The sequence below is a fragment of the Micromonospora sp. USAFONa4 genome, from assembly GCF_057197825.1.
This window is the reverse complement of record NZ_CM170072.1, coordinates 3,708,174-3,730,560: the sequence shown is the minus strand read 5'-3', so window position 1 is coordinate 3,730,560 and position 22,387 is coordinate 3,708,174. Positions and strand designations below refer to the sequence as shown.

20 protein-coding genes and 1 riboswitch are annotated in these 22,387 nt (G+C 74.0%); of the genes, 10 read left to right on the top strand and 10 right to left on the bottom strand.

Annotated elements, in window-relative coordinates:
• Positions 1–12: 12 nt before the first annotated feature.
• Genes AC0OO9_RS16455 through AC0OO9_RS16445 form a run of 3 tightly spaced genes read right to left on the bottom strand, consistent with a single transcriptional unit; the run spans position 13 to position 2,851 of the window.
• Entirely contained in the window at positions 13–864 is an 852-nt protein-coding gene (locus tag AC0OO9_RS16455; RefSeq protein ID WP_484511016.1) for a menaquinone biosynthetic enzyme MqnA/MqnD family protein, read from the bottom strand.
• A gap of 33 nt (positions 865–897) precedes the next feature.
• A complete protein-coding gene (locus AC0OO9_RS16450; protein WP_484511015.1) occupies positions 898–2,226 on the bottom strand; it encodes an MFS transporter in 1,329 nt (442 codons plus the stop codon).
• Positions 2,227–2,266: 40 nt separating this feature from the next.
• The gene (locus AC0OO9_RS16445) at positions 2,267–2,851 is read right to left on the bottom strand and encodes a helix-turn-helix domain-containing protein (RefSeq protein WP_484511014.1); all 585 of its coding nucleotides are present in this window, start codon (positions 2,849–2,851) and stop codon (positions 2,267–2,269) included.
• A gap of 246 nt (positions 2,852–3,097) precedes the next feature.
• Between AC0OO9_RS16445 and AC0OO9_RS16440 the strand changes: the two genes are divergently transcribed.
• From AC0OO9_RS16440 to AC0OO9_RS16425, 4 genes are all read left to right on the top strand, one after another.
• Positions 3,098–5,314, top strand: coding sequence for a HelD family protein (locus AC0OO9_RS16440; RefSeq protein WP_484511013.1), 2,217 nt, complete (start codon positions 3,098–3,100; stop codon positions 5,312–5,314).
• A 57-nt stretch (positions 5,315–5,371) separates the two neighbouring features.
• Entirely contained in the window at positions 5,372–6,289 is a 918-nt protein-coding gene (locus AC0OO9_RS16435; RefSeq protein WP_484511012.1) for an ABC transporter ATP-binding protein, read from the top strand.
• Positions 6,290–6,304: 15 nt separating this feature from the next.
• Positions 6,305–7,042, top strand: coding sequence for an ABC transporter permease (locus tag AC0OO9_RS16430; RefSeq protein ID WP_484511011.1), 738 nt, complete (start codon positions 6,305–6,307; stop codon positions 7,040–7,042).
• Between the two features lie 97 nt (positions 7,043–7,139).
• A complete protein-coding gene (locus AC0OO9_RS16425) occupies positions 7,140–7,901 on the top strand; it encodes a VOC family protein (RefSeq protein ID WP_484511010.1) in 762 nt (253 codons plus the stop codon).
• A gap of 27 nt (positions 7,902–7,928) precedes the next feature.
• On the opposite strand, the gene AC0OO9_RS16420 is transcribed toward AC0OO9_RS16425, so the two are convergent.
• The 4 genes from AC0OO9_RS16420 to AC0OO9_RS16405 form a co-directional block, all read right to left on the bottom strand.
• Positions 7,929–8,714, bottom strand: a complete 786-nt coding sequence (locus tag AC0OO9_RS16420) for an ABC transporter ATP-binding protein (RefSeq protein ID WP_484517968.1) — start codon at positions 8,712–8,714, stop codon at positions 7,929–7,931.
• A gap of 59 nt (positions 8,715–8,773) precedes the next feature.
• Positions 8,774–9,877, bottom strand: a complete 1,104-nt coding sequence (locus AC0OO9_RS16415; protein ID WP_484511009.1) for a FecCD family ABC transporter permease — start codon at positions 9,875–9,877, stop codon at positions 8,774–8,776.
• Between the two features lie 13 nt (positions 9,878–9,890).
• Complete coding sequence (locus tag AC0OO9_RS16410) at positions 9,891–10,829, bottom strand: ABC transporter substrate-binding protein (RefSeq protein WP_484511008.1); 939 nt, start codon at positions 10,827–10,829, stop codon at positions 9,891–9,893.
• 111 nt (positions 10,830–10,940) lie between these two features.
• A riboswitch (cobalamin riboswitch) is annotated at positions 10,941–11,019 on the bottom strand.
• 167 nt (positions 11,020–11,186) lie between these two features.
• A complete protein-coding gene (locus tag AC0OO9_RS16405; RefSeq protein ID WP_484511007.1) occupies positions 11,187–13,064 on the bottom strand; it encodes a M14 family metallopeptidase in 1,878 nt (625 codons plus the stop codon).
• Positions 13,065–13,276: 212 nt separating this feature from the next.
• Between AC0OO9_RS16405 and AC0OO9_RS16400 the strand changes: the two genes are divergently transcribed.
• From AC0OO9_RS16400 to AC0OO9_RS16385, 4 genes are all read left to right on the top strand, one after another.
• Positions 13,277–14,632 carry a C39 family peptidase gene (locus AC0OO9_RS16400; protein WP_484511006.1) on the top strand — a complete coding sequence of 452 codons (1,356 nt, stop codon included), beginning with the start codon at positions 13,277–13,279 and terminating at the stop codon, positions 14,630–14,632.
• Between the two features lie 187 nt (positions 14,633–14,819).
• A complete protein-coding gene (locus AC0OO9_RS16395) occupies positions 14,820–15,320 on the top strand; it encodes a SigE family RNA polymerase sigma factor (RefSeq protein ID WP_484511005.1) in 501 nt (166 codons plus the stop codon).
• Positions 15,320–16,369, top strand: a complete 1,050-nt coding sequence (locus AC0OO9_RS16390; protein WP_484511004.1) for a hypothetical protein — start codon at positions 15,320–15,322, stop codon at positions 16,367–16,369. The genes AC0OO9_RS16395 and AC0OO9_RS16390 overlap by 1 nt, the downstream gene beginning before the upstream one ends.
• Positions 16,370–16,605: 236 nt before the next feature.
• Positions 16,606–16,758, top strand: coding sequence for a hypothetical protein (locus AC0OO9_RS16385; RefSeq protein WP_484511003.1), 153 nt, complete (start codon positions 16,606–16,608; stop codon positions 16,756–16,758).
• A 170-nt stretch (positions 16,759–16,928) separates the two neighbouring features.
• On the opposite strand, the gene AC0OO9_RS16380 is transcribed toward AC0OO9_RS16385, so the two are convergent.
• From AC0OO9_RS16380 to mqnE, 3 genes are read right to left on the bottom strand one after another with little or no spacing between them, the layout of a single operon-like run.
• Positions 16,929–17,210, bottom strand: a complete 282-nt coding sequence (locus AC0OO9_RS16380; RefSeq protein WP_484517967.1) for a DUF4229 domain-containing protein — start codon at positions 17,208–17,210, stop codon at positions 16,929–16,931.
• Between the two features lie 42 nt (positions 17,211–17,252).
• Positions 17,253–17,675 (bottom strand): hypothetical protein, encoded by a 423-nt coding sequence (locus AC0OO9_RS16375; protein WP_484511002.1) that lies wholly within the window; start codon positions 17,673–17,675, stop codon positions 17,253–17,255.
• 23 nt (positions 17,676–17,698) lie between these two features.
• Positions 17,699–18,868, bottom strand: a complete 1,170-nt coding sequence (gene mqnE / locus AC0OO9_RS16370; protein ID WP_132232180.1) for an aminofutalosine synthase MqnE — start codon at positions 18,866–18,868, stop codon at positions 17,699–17,701.
• Positions 18,869–19,109: 241 nt separating this feature from the next.
• Here mqnE and AC0OO9_RS16365 point away from each other — a divergent pair, with 241 nt between their 5' ends.
• Positions 19,110–20,714 carry a C40 family peptidase gene (locus tag AC0OO9_RS16365; RefSeq protein WP_484511001.1) on the top strand — a complete coding sequence of 535 codons (1,605 nt, stop codon included), beginning with the start codon at positions 19,110–19,112 and terminating at the stop codon, positions 20,712–20,714.
• A gap of 1,164 nt (positions 20,715–21,878) precedes the next feature.
• Positions 21,879–22,370 (top strand): hypothetical protein, encoded by a 492-nt coding sequence (locus AC0OO9_RS16360; protein ID WP_484511000.1) that lies wholly within the window; start codon positions 21,879–21,881, stop codon positions 22,368–22,370.
• Positions 22,371–22,387 lie beyond the last annotated feature (17 nt).

Below are 22,387 nucleotides of genomic sequence, written 5' to 3'. Positions count from 1 at the left end.
CCGGCCAGAGGTTCAGCCTGTGAAGAAGGCCGGGCCGGAGGCGGGCAGGGGCGGGGCGGCGTCGATGGCGGCGGCGCGACGCGCGAACTCGCGCAGGCCGGCCACCTGGCGCTCGCCGAGGGAGAAGTCCAGCGCCCGGAAGTACGTCGCCAGGGTCGCCGCGTCGAACGGCTCCCAGCGCGCGGCCGCCTCGGCCACCTGGTCCAGCTCGGCCAGGCAGAGGTCCCGGGAGCGCAGGAACGCCTCGTGCACCTCCTTGACCAGGCCGGGGTGGGCGGCGGCGAAGTCGCGGCGTACGGCCCAGACGGCGAAGACCATCGGCAGGCCCGTCCACTCCCGCCACGCCTGCCCGAGGTCGGTGACCTCCAGCCCACGCTTCGGCGCCTCGTAGAGGGCGCGCAGCGCCACGTCGCCGATCAGCACCCCGGCGTCGGCCTCCAGCAGCATCTGGGTCAGGTCGGGCGGGCAGCGGAAGTACTCGGGGTTCACCCCGTACCGCTCGCCGAGCAGCAACTGGGCCAACAGCACCCCGGTCCGCGAGGTCGAGCCCAGCGCCACCTTGCCGTGGCCGAGCTCGGCCAGCGGGCGGGTGGAGACGACGTTGACGGAGAGCACCGGGCCGTCGCTGCCGACCGCCAGGTCGGGCAGGAGCAGCAGCTCATCGGCGTGCCGCAGGTACTCCACCTGGGAGATCGGACCGATGTCCAGGTCACCGGCGACCAGGGCGGCGCTGAGCCGGTCCGGGGAGTCCTTGTGCAGGTCGACGTCGATCAGGGCACCGGAGCGCATCAGCCCCCAGTAGATCGGCAGGCAGTTCAGGAACTGGATGTGCCCGACCCGGGGGCGTGCGACGTGCTCAACCATGCCCCGACCGTATCCCCGCCACCGTCGCGTGGCTCAGTGGGCCGGGGTGGGAGTGGCCAACCCCGCATCCGCCGGGTGGTCGCCGTCCCCCGCCTCCCCCGGCGCGCCGTCCGCACCGCCCGCCCGGGCCGCCGCCGTCGACCCGGCGCCGGCCGCCCGGACCCGTCGGACGGAGCGCGCGACGGCCGGCACGAACGCCACCACGACCAGCAGGCCGACCGCGCCGGCCGCCGCGATCAGGGGTCGCGGCGACAGCAGCGCCAGCAGGGCGCCCCCGATCAGGTAGCCCCCCATCGAGCCGCCCTGCACGGCCGCGCCGTAGAGGGCGTACGCCCGGCCGCGCGACGCCTCCGGCACCCGCCGGGCGGTGAGCAGGTTGGCGAAGACGTTCTCCCCGCCGTTCGCCGCGCCCGCGACCAGCCAGAGCGGGACCAGCAGCGCGGCCGTGGGCACGGCGGCGGCGACCAGCACCATGAGGCAGATGCCACCGAGCGTCGCCAGCACCCCGTACACCAGGGCGCCGTCGTCGGTGAGCCGGTGGGCCAGCCGGGCGCAGAGCCAGCTGCCGGGCAGCATCCCCGCCATCCAGGCGGCGCCGACCAGCCCGTACACCGTGGGCGATCCGTCGAGGGTCTCGCGGATGAAGAAGACCTCTACCACGTTGATGCCGCCCACGGCGGTGATGACCGCGGCCGTGCTGACGACGACGGCCAGCAGCAGCGGGTCGCCGCGCAGCCGCCACGCCGGGGCCCGTTCCGTCCCGGACGCGGGTGCGGCCGTGGCCCGCCGGCCGCCCCTGCGGGTACGCAGCAGCAGGCCCGCGGCCACCAGGGCGAGGTAGCTCCCGGCGTCGATGAGCAGGGGTACGCGCGCGCCGAACTGCCCGACCAGCAGCCCGGCGAGCACCGGGCCGCCGAGCGCGCCCAGGCTGCTGGCCGTCTGGCTGATCGCGCTCGCCCGGGGCAGGTCGGCGGGGCGCACCATCGCCGGCAGCAGCGCCGCCAGGCAGGGATGGGTCACGGCCAGCCCGCAGGCGAGCAGCGCGACGAGCCCGATGATCAGGGCCGGGTGGGTGGCGAAGGCCAGCAGCGCGCAGACGGCGGCCTGCCCCAGACCCGCGGTGACCAGCAGCTTCCGGCTGTCCACCCGGTCGACGAGGCGCCCGGTGAGCGGGGCGAGCACCACCAGCGGCAGGGTCGCCGCCAACAGCAGTCCGGACACGGCTATGCCGCTGGCGCCGGCGGACTGGAGGGCGAGCGCCAGGGCGGTGGCGGCGAGGAAGTCACCGCACATCGAGGTGCCGCGCGCGGTGGCGGCGAGCCAGACGTCCGACCAGCGCGACCCGTCAGTTGTGAAGGACATACTTCGAAAATAATCCTTCACAACTGATCGAAGCAACCCCCTACGCCAGCGGCACCGCCCGGTACTGCACCGCCACCGTGCGCGCCCCGGCCGGCGGATCCGCCTGCCGGTTCCGCTGCCGGTACGGCTCGAACAACGCGCTCACCGCCTCGTTCAGCCCGGCCAGCTCGTCGGCGGTGAGCAGCAGCAGCGTGTCGCTGAACAGCGCGACGTCGTACCACTCGGCGGGCTCGTCCCCGGCGCGGCGCAGCCAGTCCCGGGTCCGCTCCATGTCCCGGGCCGCGTGCGCCTCCACCAGCGCCTGCTCGGCCGCGCGCGCCTCCGGGCCGGCGGACCGTCCCGCGTCGACCAGCAGGGTCCGGCCGACCGTGCGCCACAGCCGCTCGCGCGCGTCCCCCCGGCTCGGCGCCTGCTCCACCAGGCCCGACTTCGCCAGCGCCCGGAGGTGGTAGCTGGTGGCGCTCGGCGACAGCCCGGCCACCTCCGCACACTCGGTGGCGGTCGCGCCGCCCTCCACCACGCCCAGGTGTTCCATGATCGCGATTCGGGCCGGATGGGCCAGCGCCCGCATCACCTGCGGGTCGCTGATCGTGATCCGGCGCTGTTCGGGACGCGCCTCCGTCATGTGTCCATGATTCCTGGTCGCCCGCCCGCCGCGGGTCGCCGGTCGACCGGCACCGGAGGTCCAGCGGCGGGCGGCGGGTGCCACGGTCGAAATCCGGTGGAGCGGCACGCGCCCGGCGCGTAGGCTGTCAGGTCGCTTGACGGCCAGGGTGAGGTGACCACCGCATCGGACGTCCCGCGCCGGGGGCCGGCCCATCCGCCCGCCGGACACGCGAGCGACCGGCAGTAGACCCCGACGGGATTCAGCGTGACCGACCTCGATCTCGACCTCGACGCCGACCTCGCCGCCGAACGCGAGCACCTCGCCACCTCCCGGGCCGCCCTGGCGCAGATGCGGGAACGCGCCCAGGCCCTCTTCTCGACCGGCGACCAGGTGGCCGGCGACGCGTACGCGGCCGAGACCCTCGGGCGCACCCTGGCCCGCCGGGTCGCCGAACTCGCCGACGACCCCACCACGCCGCTCTTCTTCGGGCGCCTCGACTTCGGCCCGGCGACCGGGGCCCCGCCCGCCGACGACCCGCCCGGCGACCCCGGCGACGGGCCGGACGGGTGGCACGCGGACCACGCCGGGCGGCGCTACCACGTCGGCCGGCGGCACGTCACCGACGACCGGGGCGAGCCGCTGGTGCTGGACTGGCGGGCCCCGGTCTCCCGGTCGTTCTACCGGGCGAGCGCGCGCGACCCGCAGGGCGTGGCGGTACGGCGCCGCTTCGGCTTCAGCAACGGGGCGCTGACCAGCTTCGAGGACGAGCGCCTCGACCGGGGCGAGGAACTGGGCACGACCAGCCGGATCCTGACCGCCGAGATCGAACGGCCGCGCGTCGGGCCGATGCGCGACATCGTCGCCACCATCCAGCCCGAGCAGGACGAGCTGGTCCGGGCCGACCTCGCCGACTCGATCTGCGTGCAGGGCGCCCCGGGCACCGGCAAGACCGCCGTCGGCCTGCACCGGGCCGCGTACCTGCTCTACCTGCACCGGGAGCGGCTGCGCCGCTCCGGCGTGCTGATCGTGGGGCCGAACCGGGCCTTCCTGTCGTACATCGCGGCGGTGCTGCCGGCGCTCGGCGAGGTGGAGGTCGAGCAGGCCACGGTGGAGGACCTGGTCGGCCGGGTGCCGGTGCGGGCCGTCGAGGACCCGGCGGTGGCGACGATCAAGCACGACGCCCGGATGGCCGAGGTGCTGCGTCGGGCCGTCGACGCGCACATCGGCGAGCCGACCGAGCCGATCATGGTCTCGGACGGCTCGTTCCGCTGGCGGATCGGCCTGGACCCGCTGCACCGGGTGGTCCAGGAGACCCGCCGGGAGCGGCTGCCGTACGCCACGGGGCGCGAGCGCGTCCGGGCCCGGGTGGTGGCGCTGCTGCAACGGCAGGCCGAGGCGCGGCGCGCCGAGTCCCCGAGCGACGCCTGGCTGCGCCGGATGGGCAAGGCCACGCCGGTCACCGCCTTCCTCGACGCGGTCTGGCCGGCGCTCACCCCGGAAGGGCTGGTGCACGCCCTGCTCGGCGACCCGCAGCGGCTCGCCACGGCGGCGGACGGGCTGCTCGACGCCGAGGAGCAGGCGCGGCTGCGCGGGCTCGCCGACCCGACGGCGACGGTCGGCACCCCGGACCCGGCGGCCGGCCCGACCACGGCAGCCGACGCCCAGGCCCTGACGGCCGGCACCACGCGGGCCCCGGCGCGGCGTCCCGCCCCGGCCGGCACGAAGCTCGGGCGTACGCCGAAGGCCACGAAGTGGACGGCGGCCGACGCCGTGCTCATCGACGAGGCGGCCGGGCTGATCGAGCGACCGGGCGGCTTCGGGCACGTCGTCGTCGACGAGGCCCAGGACCTCTCCCCGATGCAGTGCCGGGTGATCGCCCGGCGCAGCGAACACGGGTCGATCACCCTCCTCGGCGACCTGGCCCAGGGCACCGCCCCGTGGGCCGCCGCCGACTGGCGGGAGTCCCTGCGCCACCTCGGCAAGCCGGACGCCGTCGTGGTGCCGCTGACCGTCGGGTTCCGGGTGCCCGCCGCCGTGGTGACGTTCGCCAACCGGCTGCTGCCGGCGCTCGCCGTCGACGTGCCCCCGGCCGAGTCGCTGCGCCGCGACGGCGCGCTCGACGTGCGTACCGTCGATGACCTGACCGCCGCGACGGTGGCCGAGGTGCGCGCGGCGCTGGCGTTCGACGGCTCGGTGGCGGTGATCGCCGCCGACGACGCGGTCGGCGGGCTGCGGGCGGCGCTGGAGGCCGTTGGCGTCGACACCGCGACCGTCGACGAGCCGGCCGCCGCGGCGCGCGTCACGGTGGTGCCCGCGACCCTGGTCAAGGGCCTGGAGTACGACCACGTCATCGTCGTCGAGCCGGCGGCGATCGTGGCCGCCGAACCGCGCGGCCTGCACCGGCTCTACGTGGTGCTCACCCGGGCGGTTTCCCGACTCGCCGTGCTGCACGCCCGACCGCTGCCCGCCCCGCTCGGCTGACCCGGACTTGCGCCGGGGCGGTAGACAGGTGTCCGTGACGCCCTCGACGAGTCTCCCGTGATCCTCGCCCGCGCCGAGGCGGTCAGCCGCCGCTACGGCGACGTGCTCGCCCTCGACCGGGTCGACCTGGAGGTCTCCGCCGGCGAACTGGTCGGCCTGCTCGGCCCGAACGGGGCCGGCAAGAGCACCCTGCTGAACCTGCTCGTCGGGCTGCGCCGGCCCACCGCCGGCCGGGTCGAACTGTTCGGCGGCGACCCGCGCGACCCGGCGAGCCGGCGGCAGATCGGGGTCACCCCGCAGGAGACGGGCCTGCCCGGCACGCTGCGGGTCGGCGAGGTGGTGGACTTCGTCGCCGCCCACCACCCCGCCCCGGTCCCCCGGGGCGAACTGCTCGACCGCTTCGGCCTCGGCGAGCTGGCCCGGCGGCAGACCGGGGGCCTCTCCGGCGGGCAGCGCCGCCGGCTCGCGGTGGCGCTCGCCTTCGTCGGCCGGCCCCGGCTGGTGCTGCTCGACGAGCCGACCACCGGCCTGGACGTCGCGGCGCGGCACACCCTGTGGGAGGCGATCCGGGCGTTCCACGACGACGGCGGCACCGTGCTGCTGAGCAGCCACTACCTGGAGGAGGTCGAGGCGCTGGCCCGGCGGGTGGTGGTCATCGGGCAGGGCCGGGTGCTGGCCGACGACACGGTCGACGCGATCCGGGGCATCGTCGGCGTACGCCGGGTCAGCCTGGTCGCCGACGCGCTGCCCGCGCTGCCCGGCGTCGTCCGCACCGAGCGGGTCGACGGCCGCACGCACCTGCTCACCACCGACGCCGACGAGCTGGTGCGGGCCCTGGTCACCGCCGGGGTGGCGTTCGCCGACCTGGAGGTCCGCCCCACCTCGCTGGAGGAGGCGTTCCTCGCCATCACCGCGCCCGGCTCCGGGGCCGACCGTCCGACGACCGCCGTGGCCGGCCCGCCGGCCACCGCCTGAGGGGACGGATCTCCCATGCGCCTCGCCCTGGTCCACGCCCGCTACCAGCTCCTGGAGACGGTCCGCATCCCGGTCGCCGTCGTCGGCAGCGCCTTCTTCCCGGCCGTCGCGATGCTCTTCTTCGTGGTGCCGTTCGCCGGGAAGGACCCGGTCGGCGCCACCTACGCCACCGCCGCCATGGTCACCTTCTCGGTGATGAGCGCGAACATCTTCCAGTACGGCGTCGGGGTCGCCGAGGACCGCGACCAGCCCTGGAACCCGTACACCCGGACCCTGCCGGCCGGGCCGGCACCCCGCTTCGCCGGGCGGGTGCTGGCCGGGCTGGCACTCACCTACCTCTCGCTGGTGCCGGTGGTGGCGATCGGGGCGGCGCTCACCGAGGCGCGGGTCAGCGCGCCGGCGTTCCTGCTGGCCCTGGCGATCGTCACGGTGATCTCGGTGCCGTTCACGCTGCTGGGTCTCGCCATCGGCTACTCGATGCCCAGCAAGGCGGCGATCGTGGTGGCGCAGGTCGTCTTCTTCCCGCTCGCCTTCGGGGGCGGGCTGCTCTCCGCACCGGACCAGGCGCCCGGCTTCGTGGAGGCCGTCGCGCCGTTCCTGCCGACCCGCGGCGCGGTGGAGCTGATGTGGGCGGCGGTCGGCGCCTACCCGGTCAACCCGCTGTCCATGGTCATGCTCGGGGTCTGGGTGGTGCTGCTGGCGCTGCTGGCCGGGTGGGCGTACCGGCGCGACGAGGGTCGACGGTTCAGCTGACGTTTCGGCCGATCCGCCACGTGGCGCGGCGGGTCGGTGCCACGATTCCGGCAGGGGCGTGCCGGCGTGGCCGTCCCCCGCCGAGAGGGGGGTCGACGTGAGCATCGTCCCGCCGGGCACACCCTGCTGGGTCGACCTCGCCACCCCGGGCCTCGCCGAGGCGCGGCGGTTCTACCCCGAGCTGTTCGGCTGGACCGGCCGGATCGACCCGGAGCCCGAGGCGGGCGGCTACACGGTCTTCCTGCTCGGCGGGCGGGCGGTGGCGGGCGCGGGCCCGCCGGCCATCCCCGACCAGGTGCCGATCTGGTCGACGTACCTGGCGACCGACGACGCGGACCTGGTGGCCGGCCGGGTCGAGCGGGCCGGCGGGCAGGTCGTGGTGCCCCCGTTCGAGGTCTTCGACCAGGGACGGATGGCGGTCTTCGCCGACCCCGCCGGGGCGGCGTTCAGCGTCTGGCAGCCGATGTCGATGCGCGGGGCCGAGGTCTTCGACGTCCCGGGGGCGCTGGCCTGGACCGAACTGGTCACCCCCGATCCGGAGGGCGCGAAGGTCTTCTACGAGCTGGTCTTCGGCTGGCAACCGGACGACCAACAGGCGGGCCCGGTCACGTACACCGGCTGGCGGCTCGGCACCCGGATCGTGGCCGGCATGGTGCCACCGCTCGGCGACGGGTTCCCGGCGGACACGCCCGCGTACTGGTCGGTGTACTTCGCCGTGGCCGACGCCGACGCGGTCGCCGCCCGCGCCGCCGAACTCGGCGGCACCATCCTCGTCCCGCCCCAGACCGCCCCTGCGGGCCGCTACGCCGCCCTCCGCGACCCCCACGGCGCCCTCTTCAACATCCTCACCCGCCCCTGACCTGCCGCCTCGCGCGGGGCGGGACGGTCAGTGACGGGGGCGGATCGGGACCACCAGGGGGCCGTGGACACCGGGGATGACGCGGACCGTGGCGCGGTACCAGGTGGCGAGGAGTTGCTCGGTGAGCACCTCGCGGGGGGTGCCGGCGGCCACCACCCGGCCGTCGGCCAGCAGCACCATGCGGTCGGCGTACTCGCCGGCGATGGAGAGGTCGTGCATGGTGGCGAGCACCGTCAGGCCGTGCTCGCGGCGCAGCCGGTCGACCAGCTCCAGCACCTCCTGCTGGTGGCCGATGTCCAGGGCGCTGGTCGGCTCGTCCAGCAGCAGCAGGGTCGCGCCCTGGGCCAGCGCGCGGGCCAGGAAGACCCGCTGCCGCTCGCCGCCGGAGAGGGTGGCCAGTTCCCGGTCGTGGAACCCGGTCAGGTCCAGCCCGTCGAGCACCTCGTGGGCGGCGGCCAGGTCGGCGGCGGACTCCCGGCCCAGCGTCGGGATGTAGGGGGTGCGGCCCAGCAGCACGTAGTCGAACACCGTCATGCCGGCCGGCACGACCGGGGACTGGGCGACCGTGGCGACCACCCGGGCGCGGTCGCGGCGGCGCAGCGCCTCGCTGGGCGTACCGAAGAGGGAGACGGCGCCCGGCGCGGGCAGCAGGCCGCCGACGGCGCGCAGCAGGGTCGACTTCCCGGCACCGTTCGGGCCGATCACGGTGACCCACTCGCCGGCGGCGACGGTCAGGTCGACGCCGGCCAGGATCGGCGTGCCGTCCAGGCGCACGTGCAGGTCGCGCACCTCGACGGCGGGCACGGCGGCCACGTCGGGGGAGCGCACGGCCCCACCGTCCGCCGGCCGCGCGGCCGGCACCCGCCACGCGCTCACCCGAGCATCCGGCGGGAGGTACGCAGCACCAGCACGAAGAACGGGCCGCCGAGCAGTGCGGTGACCACGCCGATCGGGATCTCCGACGGGGCGGCGGCGGTACGGGCCACCACGTCGGTCAGGGCCAGGAAGGCCCCGCCGAAGAGCAGCGAGAGCGGCAGGATCACCCGGTAGCTCGACCCGGCGAGCAGCCGGACGGTGTGCGGCACGATGATCCCGACGAAGCCGATCAGGCCGGACGCGGAGACGGCGGCGGCGGTGCCGAGCGAGGCGGCGGCGATGAGCAGGTAGCGGGACCGCTGCGGGTGCAGTCCGAGGCTCGTGGCCTCGTCGTCGCCGACGGAGAGCACGTCGAGCTCCCGTCGGTGCAGCAGCACCACGAACGCGGTGACCAGGAAGTACGGCAGCACCAGCCGCACGTCGTGCCAGCCGGCGGTGGCGAGCCGCCCGAGCAGCCAGGAGTAGACCTGCTGGATGCTGTCGGAGTTGCGTTGCAGCAGGTAGGTCTGCCCGGCCGAGAGGAACGCGGAGACGGCCACGCCGGCGAGGATCAGCGTGGCGGTGGAGCGGCCGCGCCCGCCGGAGACGCCCAGCAGGTAGGTCATCGCCACCGCGCCGATCGAGCCGACGAACGCGGCCAGCGGGATGGTGAGCGGCAGCCCGGTCAGCGCGCCGCCCGCCCCGGCGCCGAGGGTGATGACCGCCGTGACGGCGAGCCCGGCCCCGGCCGCCACCCCGAGCAGGTACGGGTCGGCCAGCGGGTTGCGGAACACGCCCTGGTAGCAGCCGCCGGCCAGGGCCAGCAGCCCGCCGACCAGCAGCCCGAGCACCACCCGGGGCAGCCGCAGCTCGGTGACGATGGCGATCTCGCGCTCGGAGAGCCCGCTGTCGAGGCGTACCCCCGGGATGAGGTTCAGCAGCTCGGCCGCGACGCTGCCCGGCGGCAGGGCGACCGGGCCGAGGGACACCCCGGCGACCAGGGCGACGAGCACCGCGGCGACCCCGGCGGCGAGCCAGCGGGGCCGCAGCCCGGAGGGCCGGGACGCGGGGAGCGTCCCGGCCCGCCGGGCGGGCGGCGCCTTCACGAGCGGACGGCTCATGGACGGGTGCGGGTCACGCGGGGACCTTGGCGGTGGCGTCGACGATCACGCGGAGCAGGTCCACCACGCGGGGTCCCCAGCGGGAGGCGACGTCGTCGTCGAGGGCGACGACCTGGTTGTTCTTGACCGCCGTGACGCCCGCCCAGCCGGCGCGCGCCTTGACCGTCTCCGCGCTCTGCTTGCAGCACTTGGTGTCGGCGAGGAAGACGAAGTCCGGGTCGGCCTTGACGATGACCTCCTGGGAGAGCTGCGGGTAGCCGCCCTGCTTGCCGTCGGCGTCGGACGCATCGGCGATGTTCTCCAGGCCCACCATGGTGTAGAGCGAGCCGATGAAGGTCTTGCTGGTGGCCGTGTAGAGCTCCGGGCCCAGCTCGTGGTAGTAGGTGAGCTTCTCGGCGCGCTTCGGCAGGTCGGCGACCAGCTTGGTGATGTCGTCCTTCATGCGCTTCGTCACGTCGGCGGCCTCGTCGGCGTGGCCGGTGAGGGCGCCCAGCTCGGTGATCTGCCGGTAGCTGTCGTCGAGCGTGGTCGCGGCCGGGGTCTGGTAGACCGGGATCTTCAGCGCGGTGAGCTGATCGACGATCTTGTTGCGGTCGTCGGAGAGGACCACCAGGTCGGGGCTCTTGCCGGCGATCGCCTCGGCGTTCGGGGTGAAGCCCGAGAGGTCGCTCTTCGGCGCGTCGGCCGGGAAGTTCGACTGGTCGTCGACGGCGGTGACCTGCTTGCCGGCGCCGATGGCGAAGAGCATCTCGGTGGCCGTCGGGCTGAGCGAGACGATCTTCTCGGGCCGCTTCTCCAGCGTCACCGTGCCGACGGTGACCGGGAAGGCGGCGCCGGCCGAGCTGGCGCCGGCGGCGGGGGTGTCGTCGGAGCTCTTCTCGGCGCAGGCGCCGAGGGCGAGCGCGGCCACCGCGAGGGTCGCGGCGAAGAGCCGGGGGGTACGTCTGAGCACGGGTCCTCCTGTCGGTCGAGGAGCGTGGTGCTTCGCCGACAGGGAGCGGTGGCGCCCGTCCGCGAGGCGCCCTTCCTCGAGAGCGCGTGTCGCGACCACGGACGCAGGCGACCTGGCTCGTCCCCGCCACGCCGGAGTGCGGCGGTGGCGGGACATCACAGTTGCGGGACAGCGCCGGTTTCGCACCGGCTTCGCTGCGCGTGGTCGGTAGAACCGTAGCGCACGCCCCGGACGTGCCTCGACGATCCAGGGCGCATCGGCGCTCGTTGATCACCAACGGCGGCGACACGCCCTGGACCGGCGTACGCGGAGAGGGGTGGTGGGGCCCCGCCGGGGGCGGAACGGGGCCCCACCGGGTCAGGAACTGGTGATGGTGACGTTGTCCACAGCCGCCTCGACCAGGCTCGCGCCCGAGGCGTCCGCCGCCTCGACGAGGATCCGCACCGACTGGCCGGCGTACGGGGTGAGGTTGGCGTTCGCCACCGCCCAGGCGCCGTTGCGGTTGGTGGCAGCCCCGGACTGGGTGAACAGGGCCGTGGTGCCGCCGTTGTGCACCACGCTGACCCGCAGGTAGTCGGCCGACGACGCGTTCGAGCCGTGGGCCAGGTACCAGGCGAGGGAGAGCGTCAGCGTGCCGCTCGACGGCAGGGTCACCGCCGGCGACCGGGCGCTGGTCACGCCGCCGTCGAGGTCGTAGTCACCGGCCGCCGTGCCGGCCAGCCGGCCGGTGACGAGGTCGTTGGCGCCGGCGTACGGGGCGAGCTGCTTCGCCCCGCTGGAGTTGGTCGCCTGGGCGGCGCCCCGCTCGAACGCCCCGGCGGTCGCGGTGTCGGTGCCGTTCGGGTTGATGGTCCAGCCGGTGGCCGTCTCGAAGGTGTCCGACCAGACCGTGGTGCCGCCGCCACCGCCGCAGTACTGGTCCTGCTTGCCGATGACCCGGTACGGGCAGTCGGCGTACTCGCTGATCAGCAGGACCGCCTCCCGGTTGCGCGAGGTCTGGGCGGGGATCACCTCGTCGGGCGGGTAGAAGCCGCCACCGCCGGCCGAGCCGGGGTACATCTCGAAGGTGTACGCCCAGATGCCGTGCTGGCCCCACATCCAGTCGATGCTGTCCCCGTCGGTGATGTAGAGGTCGCTGGACTGCTGCGGGGTGTAGCCGTTGGTGTTCGCCATCTGCTGGCCCAGCGTGGCGAAGGTGTTGTACTGGTCCGTCGACATCCCGGGGGCCGTGTTGTTGTACGTGTAGCCGAACGGCCAGAGCACCAGCTCCGAGTACGTGTGGAAGTCGATGTTGGCCTTGATCTGCTGGGTGCCGCCGACGACCCGGCTGTTCACGAAGTTGCGCAGCGCCGCGGTCTCCGGCGCGGAGAACGCCGACGGGCCCCGGTAGGTGTCCGACGAGGTCGAGCCGGACGAGCCGCCGCAGCAGCCCCACTGGTAGGACCAGTTCCGGTTCAGGTCGGTCCCGACGTACGACGAGCCGCTGTTCGGCTGCCGGTTCTTGCGCCAGGAGCGGTAGGAGCCGGTGGCGATGTCGTACTCGCTGCCGTCCGGGTTGACCGTCGGCACGATCCAGATCTCCCGGCTGTTCACGATGCTGGTGATCCGGGAGTCGCTGCCGTAGCTGTCGGTGAAGAGGTTGAGCAGGTAGACCGCCATCTCGACGGTCAGGTGCTCGCGGGCGTGCTGCTGGGAGTTGAACAGGATCTCCGGCTCGTTCTCGTCGGTGGCGACGTTGTCGGAGATCTTCACCGCCATCAGGTCCCGGCCCTCGTACGAGGAGCCGATGCTGATCTTCCGGGCGATCGAGGGGTGGTCCGCGACCACCTTGTTCACCAGGGCGGTCAGCTCGGCGTAGTCGTGGTAGTTCGAGTCGGCGGGCGGGAAGGCCGCCGTGCCGACGTCCCCCTCGGCGTGGTCGTGCCCGTCGGCCGACGGGGCGGGGACCGCCTCCAGCCGGAAGCCGAGCCGGGTGATGGCCGCCGCCTCGGCGGGGGTGGCCGAGACGTTCAGCACGCCGTGCTCGACGAAGTCGATGGCGGCGCCGGTGCCGGCGACGGCGGTGCGGTCGGCGACCGTACGCGGGCCGAGCACCCGGTACGACGTCGCCGCGGAGTCGGCCCGGTCCGGGGCCGGCCGGGCTGTGGCCGGCGCGGCGGCGACCGTGAGCAGGGCGAACCCGGCTGCTACGGCGACCGCCAGGCGACGGCGGAGGGTGGTGTTGCGGAAGGCCATGGACAACCTCCTCGGGGGGCGGGAGGAGATCCCGCTCGGTGGAGGACACTTCACCACCGCTCACATGGTCATATCAACATCCATCGCTGCCCACTTTGCATGTCATCCTGATCCTCACATCGGCAAGGATTTTCCAACTGTCGACCTCTGGCGAAAGTTCCTTCCGAGCGGGACACTGACCCGCAACGATCGTCCGTCCCTGCGGAGGACTCATGGCCAGAACACGCCTGCGTACGGCCGCCCTCGCGGCCGCCACCGCACTCACCCTTCTCGGCACCGCGGCACCCGCCGTCGCCGCGCCCGTAACGGCACCGTCGACCACCCGCCCGGTGGTCCACGACGAACAGATCACCTTCCAGGACTGGTCCCGCTACCCCGACTGGCGTCGCGGCACCCACGCCGGCACCAGGGCCGTCCCCGGCCTCCGGCCGGGCGTGACGCTGGCCCGGCCGCTCGGCACCACCGACTACACCGACCCGCACACCGGCGTCACCAGGAGCTGGGAGTACGCGACCTGGACCTCCCCGGTCACCCGGATCGGCTTCGACGCCACCGAGCTGATCGCCTCGTGGAACGCGGACACCCCGGCCGGCACCTGGATCCAGGTGGAGATGCAGGGCACGTACAACACCGGCGTCCAGACCAAGTGGTACGTGATGGGGCGGTGGGCCTCCGGCGACGCCGACATCAAGCGCACCAGCGTCAACCGGCAGGGCGACCCCTGGTCGACCATCTGGACCGACACCTTCAGCATCGACGACGCCTCCGTCGGGGTGCTGCTGCGGGAGTACCAGCTGCGGCTCACCCTCTACAAGGCCCCGGGCCAGCGCGCCGCGCCGGTCGTGCACACCGTGGGCGCGATGAGCTCGAACGTCCCCGACCGGTTCACCGTCGAGCCGAGCAGGGGCGGCATCGCCTGGGGCAGGGAACTCAACGTCCCCCGCTACTCGCAGAACGTCCACGCCGGCCACTACCCCGAGTACGACGGCGGCGGCCAGGCCTGGTGCTCCCCCACCTCCACCACGATGGTGATCGAGTACTGGGGCCGCAAGGCGTCCGAGGAGGAGACCTCCTGGGTCGACCCGACCTACCCGGACCCGACGGTCAACCACGCCGCCCGGATGGTCTACGACTACCAGTACGACGGCGCGGGCAACTGGCCCTTCAACACCGCGTACGCGGCCAGCTTCCCCGGCCTGGAGGCGCGGGTCACCCGGCTGCACTCGCTGGACGAGGTGGAGCGCTTCATCGCCGCCGGGATCCCGGTCGTGACCAGCCAGTCCTTCCTCGCCAGCGAGCTGGACGGGGCGAACTACGGCACCTCCGGGCACCTGTTCGTCATCGTCGGCTTCACCGCCGAGGGCGACGTGATCGTCAACGACCCGGCCTCGTCGAGCAACGACGTGGTGCGCAACGTCTACAAGCGTGAGCAGTTCGAGCAGATCTGGCTGCGGACCAAGCGGATCAACGCCAGCGGCGGGGTGTCCGGCGGCTCCGGCGGCGTCGTCTACCTGATCAAGCCCACGTTGAAGCCGTGGCCGAAGGTGGCCGGCTCCACCAACTGGTGACCTGACACCGACCCGATCGAGGGGTCCGCGTCGCCCGGCTCAGGCCGGCGACCGGGCCCCTCGGCCGTTCCCCCCATCCGGCGAGGCGCGAGCCTGCGGGCGCCGGAGGGGCCACGCCCTGAGGTTCTCCTTCGAGAGGTGCTCGCCGGATGTCTACGGGTTGGCCGACTCGCGACGTTGATAGGGCGTGACCTTCGAGGAGTACGCGTTCGCCCGCACTTCGGCGCTGGTGCGGCTCGCCCGGTTGCTGACCGGTGACGAGCATCGGGCCGAGGACCTGGTTCAGGAGGTCCTCGCCAGGGCGTACGCCCGCTGGGCGCGCATCTCCCGGACGGATCGACCCGACGCGTACGTCCGTCGGATGCTGGTCAACGCCCACCACTCGTGGTGGCGCCGGCGTAGCAGTCAGGAGATCTCCGTCGCCGACGTGCACGATCGGCCGGGCGCCACGGACGAGGCCGCCGGTGTCGCCGAACGCGACGCGCTGTGGCGGCTCGTCCGCACCCTACCGGCGCGTCAACGCACCGTGATCGTCCTGCGCTACTACGAGGATCTCGACGACACGTCGATCGCCGAGATCATGGACTGTTCCACCGGCACAGTCCGTACCCACGCCATGCGGGCCCTGACGGCACTCCGCAAGCGGCAGGAAGCATTCGCCTCCGTCCGGACAGGAGGAGAGTTCTGATGTCCAGCGACCTCGGTCAGCAGCTCGCCACGACGCTCAGGCACCACGCGGGCGGCGACATCGACCCCACGCCGATCGTGGAGCACGCCCGGCGTCGCGGCCACCGCCTCCGGCTGCGTCGCCGCTGGCTGGCCACCGGGGGAACGGCAGCAGCGTGCGTCGTCCTGGCCGCTGCTGCGGTCATGGTGGTTCCGTTCAATCGGGCACCCGATGGCGCGATCCTGCCGGCCACGGCACTCGTGCTGCCGGACGCGCCGGGCCAGCCCGGCGCCATCGCACGGCCCGAGAACGTGGGGGCCGACCCCGACGTGGTGCACTTCACGACCGACAGCCTGGTCAGCGATGCCACGTCCGCGACCTGGAGCGCCGGCCGTGGGATCGAGAGCGTCGAGTTCCAGGGCCCGGCCGGGCAGGCTCGGTTCGCGTTGGCGCGCAGCGCCGCGACGCTCGACGGGCTGCAGCAGACCATATCGTCGGCGGGTCGACCCCAGCCGCCGGTCGATGTACGAGTCGAAGGCCGTCCGGGGGTCGCCTGGTTCGATCCGTCCGGCGACACGAAACTGTGGTTCGTCCGTTGGCAACCCGTCGACGGGCTCTGGGCTCAGCTCGACATCTACGCGACCGGCCGCGACGAGGCGACAGACGCCGCGAGTCGGGTCCGGTTCGACGGTGCCCACCGCTGCGTGGTGCCGTTCCGCCTCCAGTCGCTGCCGCCAGGTGGGCGGCTGCTCGGCTGCTCGGTCACACTTCTCCGGTCGGAGCACGGCTCCTTCAGGGAGGCCTCGCTGGTGGTAGGCGACGAATCCGGTCGCTGGCTGACGGTTCGGGCGCAACCCGTGCCGGACCGCGACCCAGAGGCCGCCGGCCTCGTCGCGGGGCCCTACCGGGCACACCGGCAGGGCAGCGACGTGCTGGAGATGTACGTCAAGCCCTGCGTCGTCGAGGCGTTCCTCAAGGGTTGGGGGGACGGCTACACCGAGTCGGACGGCCTGACGGTCCTGAGCGGGTACCAGCCGGCCCACGACCTCGACCACCCCGACACCTGGTGACGCCACCCCCGACGCCGAGGGAGGCGTTGGAGCGTCCAACCGTGCGCGCATCTGCGAGGCGCGTGCGGAGTCGGACAGGGCACCGGCAGGGTAGCCGGCGAACTACACTCGGTTACCCATTGAGGGAGGCGGATGTGGCGGACTGCTCGAAGTGTGGCCGATCGAAGAACTACGCGGGCGAGTGCATGTACTGCTGGGGGCGGGAGGCGGGAGACGACATAAACGCCGGGAAGACCATGCGCCTGCCGAACTCCGATTCGCGGCGCGACATACACACCGGGCAGACCTATCACCCGAAGAGTTCCGGCTGCCTCGTGCTCGCAGTGCTCACGCTGTCGCTGTCCGGGCTGATCCCCGGCGCGCTGCTGGTGTGGCAGCTGGCGAGCTGACCGAGCCGACGCCCGGGCACCTGCCCGACAGCAACCGCGCCCCCGCGGACTCGGGTGTCCCCGCGCAGCAACGCGCATGCAGGACGCCGGCCAGCACCGCACCGGTCGCGTGATCGTCGACAGTTCAGCAGCGGGCGGCTCGGCGGGTCGAGTTACTCAGCCGTCACCGTTCAACGGGCGCCACCCTGTTGCTCGTCGCCTCCGGGCTCGTCCTCGCCGGCGAGGGCGGAGCGGAGCCGCTCCTTCTCGGCGCGACGACGCTCGGCGGCGGTGGCCATCTCCTCGGCCATCTCGTCCCGCCAGCCCTTCAGCAGGAAGAACGACAGGGCGGCCGAGAAGGCCAGCGCCACCATCAGCTTGATGAAGATGTTCATCTCGACCAGCCAGAGGGCCGCCAGCACGGCGACGAACAGGCCGAGCCGGCCCAGCGTGTACTTGACCGCCGCGCTCACGTTCCGCACTCCGTTCTCCGCGCCGGGGCTCCGGCGGCAGGTTCAGCCCGTCCGGCGGGCCAGCCAGTGGACGCCGTGGAACCAGACCACCGCGTACCCGAGGGTGAAGGTCGCCGCCCCCAGCCCACCGGAGAGCAGCGGCGGGAGACCGGCGGCGAGGCCGGCCACCACGAGCCCGGCGACCACGCCCACCGCGGCGGCCGCCAGCGCCGACACCACCCGGGCCGCGCCGAACTCCCAGGCGCGGAAGTCGTCCCAGAACAGCCAGGCCGGCAGGATGATCGCCAGCCAGCCGTTCGACCGCCCGAACTCGCCGCTGCCGACCAGCGCGAACGCCCAGTCGAACAGCACCACCGCCAGCACGCCGATGACCAGGCCGGCCAGGCTCACCCCGAGCAGGTCGCCCAGGGTGAGGATGCGCCCCTCGGCGTCCCGCCGGGGGAATCCGCTCCGCTGCTCGGTCATGGTCTGGAAGGGTACGTGCCGACTCAGGCCCAGACCTGCTGCGGCTCGGCGCGGCGCTCGGCCAGGGACGCGGGGGCGTCGTACTCGCGGACCACCTCGTAGCGGGTGTTCCGCTCGACGGGACGGAAGCCGGCGTCCCAGATCAGGTGCAGCAGGTCGTCCCGGTGCATCGTGTTCGGGGTGCCGTACGAGTCGGCGTCGTGGGTGATCTTGTATTCGACGACCGAGCCGTCCAGGTCGTCGACGCCGAAGTTGAGCGAGAGCTGGGCGACCGACAGCCCGTGCATGACCCAGAAGCACTTCACGTGCGGGACGTTGTCGAAGAGCAGCCGGGAGACCGCGAAGGTCTTCAGCGACTCGGCCGGCGACGCCATCGTCGTCCGGGCCTGGATCCGGTTACGGATCTTGCCGTCCGCCGAGTCGACGAAGTCGTGCTGGTAGCGCAGCGGGATGAAGACCGCGAAGCCGCCCGTCTCGTCCTGGAGCTCGCGCAGCCGCAGCACGTGGTCCACCCGGTGCCGGGGTTCCTCGATGTGGCCGTAGAGCATCGTCGCCGGGGTCTTCATGCCCTTGCTGTGCGCCAGGGCGTGGATCCGCGACCAGTCCTCCCAGTGGCAGGCGTGGTCGACGATGTGCTGGCGGACCTCCCAGTCGAAGATCTCCGCGCCGCCGCCGGTCAGCGACTCCAGGCCGGCGTCCATCAGCTCGTCGAGGATCTCGTCGGCGCTCAGCCCGCTGATCTTCTCGAACCACTGCACCTCGGTCGCGGTGAAGCACTTGAGCTTGACGTTCGGCAGCGCCGCCTTCAGCTCGCGCAGCACCTTCGGGTAGTAGCGCCAGGGCAGGGTCGGGTGCAGGCCGTTGACGATGTGCAGCTCGGTGAGCTGCTCGTCCTCCATCTCCTTGGCCTTGCGGACCGCCTCGTCGATGCGCATCGTGTAGGCGTCCTTCTCGCCCGGCTTGCGCTGGAACGAGCAGTACGCGCACGAGGCGGAGCAGACGTTTGTCAGGTTGAGGTGCCGGTTGACGTTGAACATCACCCGGTCGCCGTTGAGCTCGGTGCGCCGGTGGTGCGCCAGCCGGCCGAGCCACGCGAGGTCGTCGCTGTCGTAGAGGGCGATCCCGTCCTCACGGGTCAGCCGCTCGCCGGCGTACACCTTCGCTTCGAGCTCACGCTTGAGTCCGGCGTCCATCGAAAGCCACGTCCCTTCCACCTGCGGTAGGAATCGAGCGTACGTCGGCCCGCCGACGCCGCCGCAGCATGGTCGGCCCCCGTGCGCCGGTTCACCGAACTCTCAGGCTTCCGTTACCCGCCGACGCATCGACATCGTTGCCTGGGTGCGGTAAGACAGGGTGGGACGTTCACCACACACTGGTAGCGTCCCCACCGCCGCGCCCACCCGGCGCGGCGACGCAGGCCGGACGGGGAGCGGAATGGTCGACAGCAGGCACGGGCGACGGCAGCGACGGCGGAGTCCGGTGATCTCGCCGGTGCTGCGCCCGGCGCTCTGGTCCGCCCTGCTCGGCGCCGTCGTCGCCACGGTCCTCGCCAACCCGGTCCAGGCCGACCCGTCGCTGCCCACCAGCGTCCCCGACACGGGGTCCCGGCCGTCCTACACCGGCCAGCTCCAGCTCCCCGGCGGCACGCCGGTCCCCGGGCTGCCGGGCACGGTCCCGGGACTGCCGGGCACGGTTCCCGGGCTGCCGGGCGCGGTTCCCGGGCTGCCGGGCGCGGTCCCCGGTGTGCCGGCCGGCAACGTCGGCACCGGCCCGCTCGCCGCCCAGATCTACGCCGCCGAGGCCCAGGTCGGGCAGCTCCGTGACCAGCTGCTCCTGCTCCAGCAGAAGCGCACCGAGGCCGAGACGCAGCGCGCCACCGCCGAGCGCGACCTCGCCCTCGCCCGGGACGCGGTGGCGCGCGCCCAGGAGGGCGCCGACGCCGCCGCCGCGGGCGCCTTCAAGGCCGCCGCCGCACTCCCGCCTGGCGAGTTCGCCAACGACCTGCACGAACTGAGCCGGCTCTCCCGGATCATCCGGGGCGAGAAGGCCGAGGGCGGCACCACCGCCGCCCAGGGCGAGGTGTCCCGCGCCCGCACCGGCGAGCAGGCCGCCAGCCAGGCGATGATCTCGGCCGACTCCCGCCTCACGGGCGCCAGGACGGAATACTCCGCCGGCGAGAAGGCCCTGCGCACGGCCGAGAAGAAGCTGGACAAGCTGAAGCGGGACAACGCCGCCCAGCTCGTCGAGATCGAGCGCCAGCAGGAGGCCGCCGAGCAGCGCCTCGGCGCCGGCTACCTCGGCAACGAGACCGCCAACGGACTGGCCGCCCACCCGACGGCGCTGAAGGCCCTGGCGTACGCCAAGGCGCAGCTCGGCGACCCCTACCTGTGGGCCGCCGAGGGGCCGGACCGGTTCGACTGCTCCGGCCTGATCTACGCCGCCTACCGGTCGGCGGGCTACTACGGGCTGCCCCGGGTCTCCCGGGACCAGTACTACGCCACCCGGTCCCGCACCGTGTCCCGCACGGCGCTGCTCCCCGGTGACCTGCTCTTCTTCGCCTCCGGCACCAGCTGGACGACGATCCACCACATGGGCATGTACGTCGGCGGCGGCAAGATGATCCACGCGCCGACCACCGGCGACGTGGTGAAGATCTCCACCGTGCGCTGGTCGCGCCTCTACGCCGCCACCCGCGTCATCGGGGCGGTGCCCGCGCCGGTCAGCACCCCCTCGCCGACGCCGACGCCGAGCAAGCCGCCCGCGACGAAGCCGCCGACCAGCCCGAAGCCGACCTCGCCGACCTCGCCGTCGCCGAGCCCGTCGACGTCACCGTCGACCTCGCCGTCGCCGTCCCCGACGCCGACCGGCACCCCCTCGCCCACGCCCAGCACGTCGACCTCGCCGTCGCCGTCTCCGAGCAGCTCGGACGCCTCGTCGCCGAGCGCCTCGGCCAGCAGTGTGGCGCCGACCACGGCGCAGAGCAGTGCCGATCCGGCGGCCAGCACGTCGGCCACCGCCTCGGCGAGCACCGGCAGCTGACCACGGTCCCCGGGCCGACCGACGGGATCGGCCCGACATCGCCCCCGGAACACGCTCCGGCTGTGCCGTCGGGCCGGAATGTGGCACGGTGACAGACAGGCACGCCCGGTCCGATGTCGCGGATCCGGGCGCGAGCGTGCGCGGAGGGCGAGCATGGCCGAGCAAGAGGTTCCGGCGGAGCCGGTCGACCACGGATCCGCGCCCGACCGGAGCCGTGCCGGGGCACCGCGTCCCCTGACGTCCGTCGGCGCACCGACGCCGGCCACAGCCGACGGCGCGGCGGAGCCGTCCGGGTCGTCGACCGAGCCGCCCTCGGACGACGTACGCCGGCAGCCCGACGCGCCGGCCCGCGGCCGGGTGTCCGTGGCCACCGCCGCCGCGCCCGGCGGGAGCGAGGCGGTACCGCCGCCCGGCCCGAGCGCCGGCACCACCTACCGGGCCGGCGGAACGGGTGCCCCGGCGGCCACCCCGGTCCCCGGTCAGCGGGGCACGGCGGGGGCGCGGGCCAGCGCCGCCGTACCGGGCATGCGGCGGATCTCGGCCGACGAGGCCGGGGCCATCCGCTCCCGCACGGGCGAGGCCCGGATCTACCGGGCGGCGCCGGTCAACCCGGAGCCGCCGGAGCCCGCCCAGCCGCCGGAGCCGGCGCAGCCGCCGACCCCGCCCGTCCCGGAGCCCGAGCCGGCGCCGGCCCCCACTCCGCCGGTACCGGGTCCGAACCCGCCGTCGCCGGCCCCTCCGGTCCCGACGCCGACGCCGCCGGTCCCCGGTCCCTACCCGCCCGGCCCGGTACCACCGGGACCGGGACCCAGGCCGCCGGCACCGGTACCGCCCGTGCCGGGTCCGCCCACGCCGCCACCCGGGCCGCCGGTGCCCGCCCCGCCGCCCCCGCCCGGCCCGACGCCGGCGCCACCGTTCCCGCCGCCGCCCCTCACGGCCGCGAGCGCCGGACCGGCACCGGGCCCCGTCGCGGGCGCGCCGCCGTTCTCCGCACCGCCGGCAATCACGCCGTCGTTCTCCGCGCCCCCGGCGGTCAAGCCCTCGTTCTCCGCGCCGCCGTTCTCCGCGCCCCCGGCGAGCGCGCCCTCGTTCTCCGCGCCCCCGGCATCCGCGCCGCCGTTCTCCGCGCCCCCGGCATCCGCGCCGCCGTTCTCTTCGCCGTCGGTGTCCGGGCCGCCGGGCGTGCCCGCTCCCGCGCTGCCGGGCTGGCCGCCGCCCACCAACCCGGGTGACCGCCGGCCCGGTGGCGCCGAGCCGGCCACCGCGCCCCGGGAGGCACGCCGGCTGAGCGGTCGCGTCGACGGCGCCGGCCCGGCCACGCGCGTCGGGCAGGCCGAGGGCGCCCCCGCGGGCCGCTACGACGGCGGACCCGACCTGGGCACCATCTACGGCGCGGGTGCCGGAGGCGCCACCGAGGGCCCCGGCTTCAGCACCGTCTCGTTCCCGAACAACCCGGTGGAGAACTCCGGCTCGCTGACCGGGCACATCCTGGCCCAGGGCTGGACGGAGACCCCCACCGAACAGCGGTCCAGCACGACCAAGGTGGTGGTCGTCCTGGCCGCCTCGCTGGGCCTGCTCGTGGCGATCAGCGTGCTGGTCGTGCTGCTCGCCAACGACACGGTGGGTGGGCTGGTGGGCGGCGTCCTGAGCAAGTGAGCCGCGTACGACGACGA

Excerpts from the sequence above, each read along its gene's own strand:
- AC0OO9_RS16400 (WP_484511006.1), top strand. The coding sequence starts at position 13,277 with ATGGCCAGAACACGCCTGCGTACGGCCGCCCTCGCGGCCGCCACCGCA.
- AC0OO9_RS16430 (WP_484511011.1), top strand. The coding sequence starts at position 6,305 with ATGCGCCTCGCCCTGGTCCACGCCCGCTACCAGCTCCTGGAGACGGTC.
- AC0OO9_RS16385 (WP_484511003.1), top strand. The coding sequence starts at position 16,606 with ATGCGCCTGCCGAACTCCGATTCGCGGCGCGACATACACACCGGGCAG.
- AC0OO9_RS16405 (WP_484511007.1), bottom strand. The coding sequence starts at position 13,064 with ATGGCCTTCCGCAACACCACCCTCCGCCGTCGCCTGGCGGTCGCCGTA.
- AC0OO9_RS16450 (WP_484511015.1), bottom strand. The coding sequence starts at position 2,226 with ATGTCCTTCACAACTGACGGGTCGCGCTGGTCGGACGTCTGGCTCGCC.
- AC0OO9_RS16375 (WP_484511002.1), bottom strand. The coding sequence starts at position 17,675 with ATGACCGAGCAGCGGAGCGGATTCCCCCGGCGGGACGCCGAGGGGCGC.
- AC0OO9_RS16415 (WP_484511009.1), bottom strand. The coding sequence starts at position 9,877 with ATGAGCCGTCCGCTCGTGAAGGCGCCGCCCGCCCGGCGGGCCGGGACG.
- AC0OO9_RS16455 (WP_484511016.1), bottom strand. The coding sequence starts at position 864 with ATGGTTGAGCACGTCGCACGCCCCCGGGTCGGGCACATCCAGTTCCTG.
- AC0OO9_RS16365 (WP_484511001.1), top strand. The coding sequence starts at position 19,110 with ATGGTCGACAGCAGGCACGGGCGACGGCAGCGACGGCGGAGTCCGGTG.
- mqnE (WP_132232180.1), bottom strand. The coding sequence starts at position 18,868 with ATGGACGCCGGACTCAAGCGTGAGCTCGAAGCGAAGGTGTACGCCGGC.
- AC0OO9_RS16445 (WP_484511014.1), bottom strand. The coding sequence starts at position 2,851 with ATGACGGAGGCGCGTCCCGAACAGCGCCGGATCACGATCAGCGACCCG.
- AC0OO9_RS16390 (WP_484511004.1), top strand. The coding sequence starts at position 15,320 with ATGTCCAGCGACCTCGGTCAGCAGCTCGCCACGACGCTCAGGCACCAC.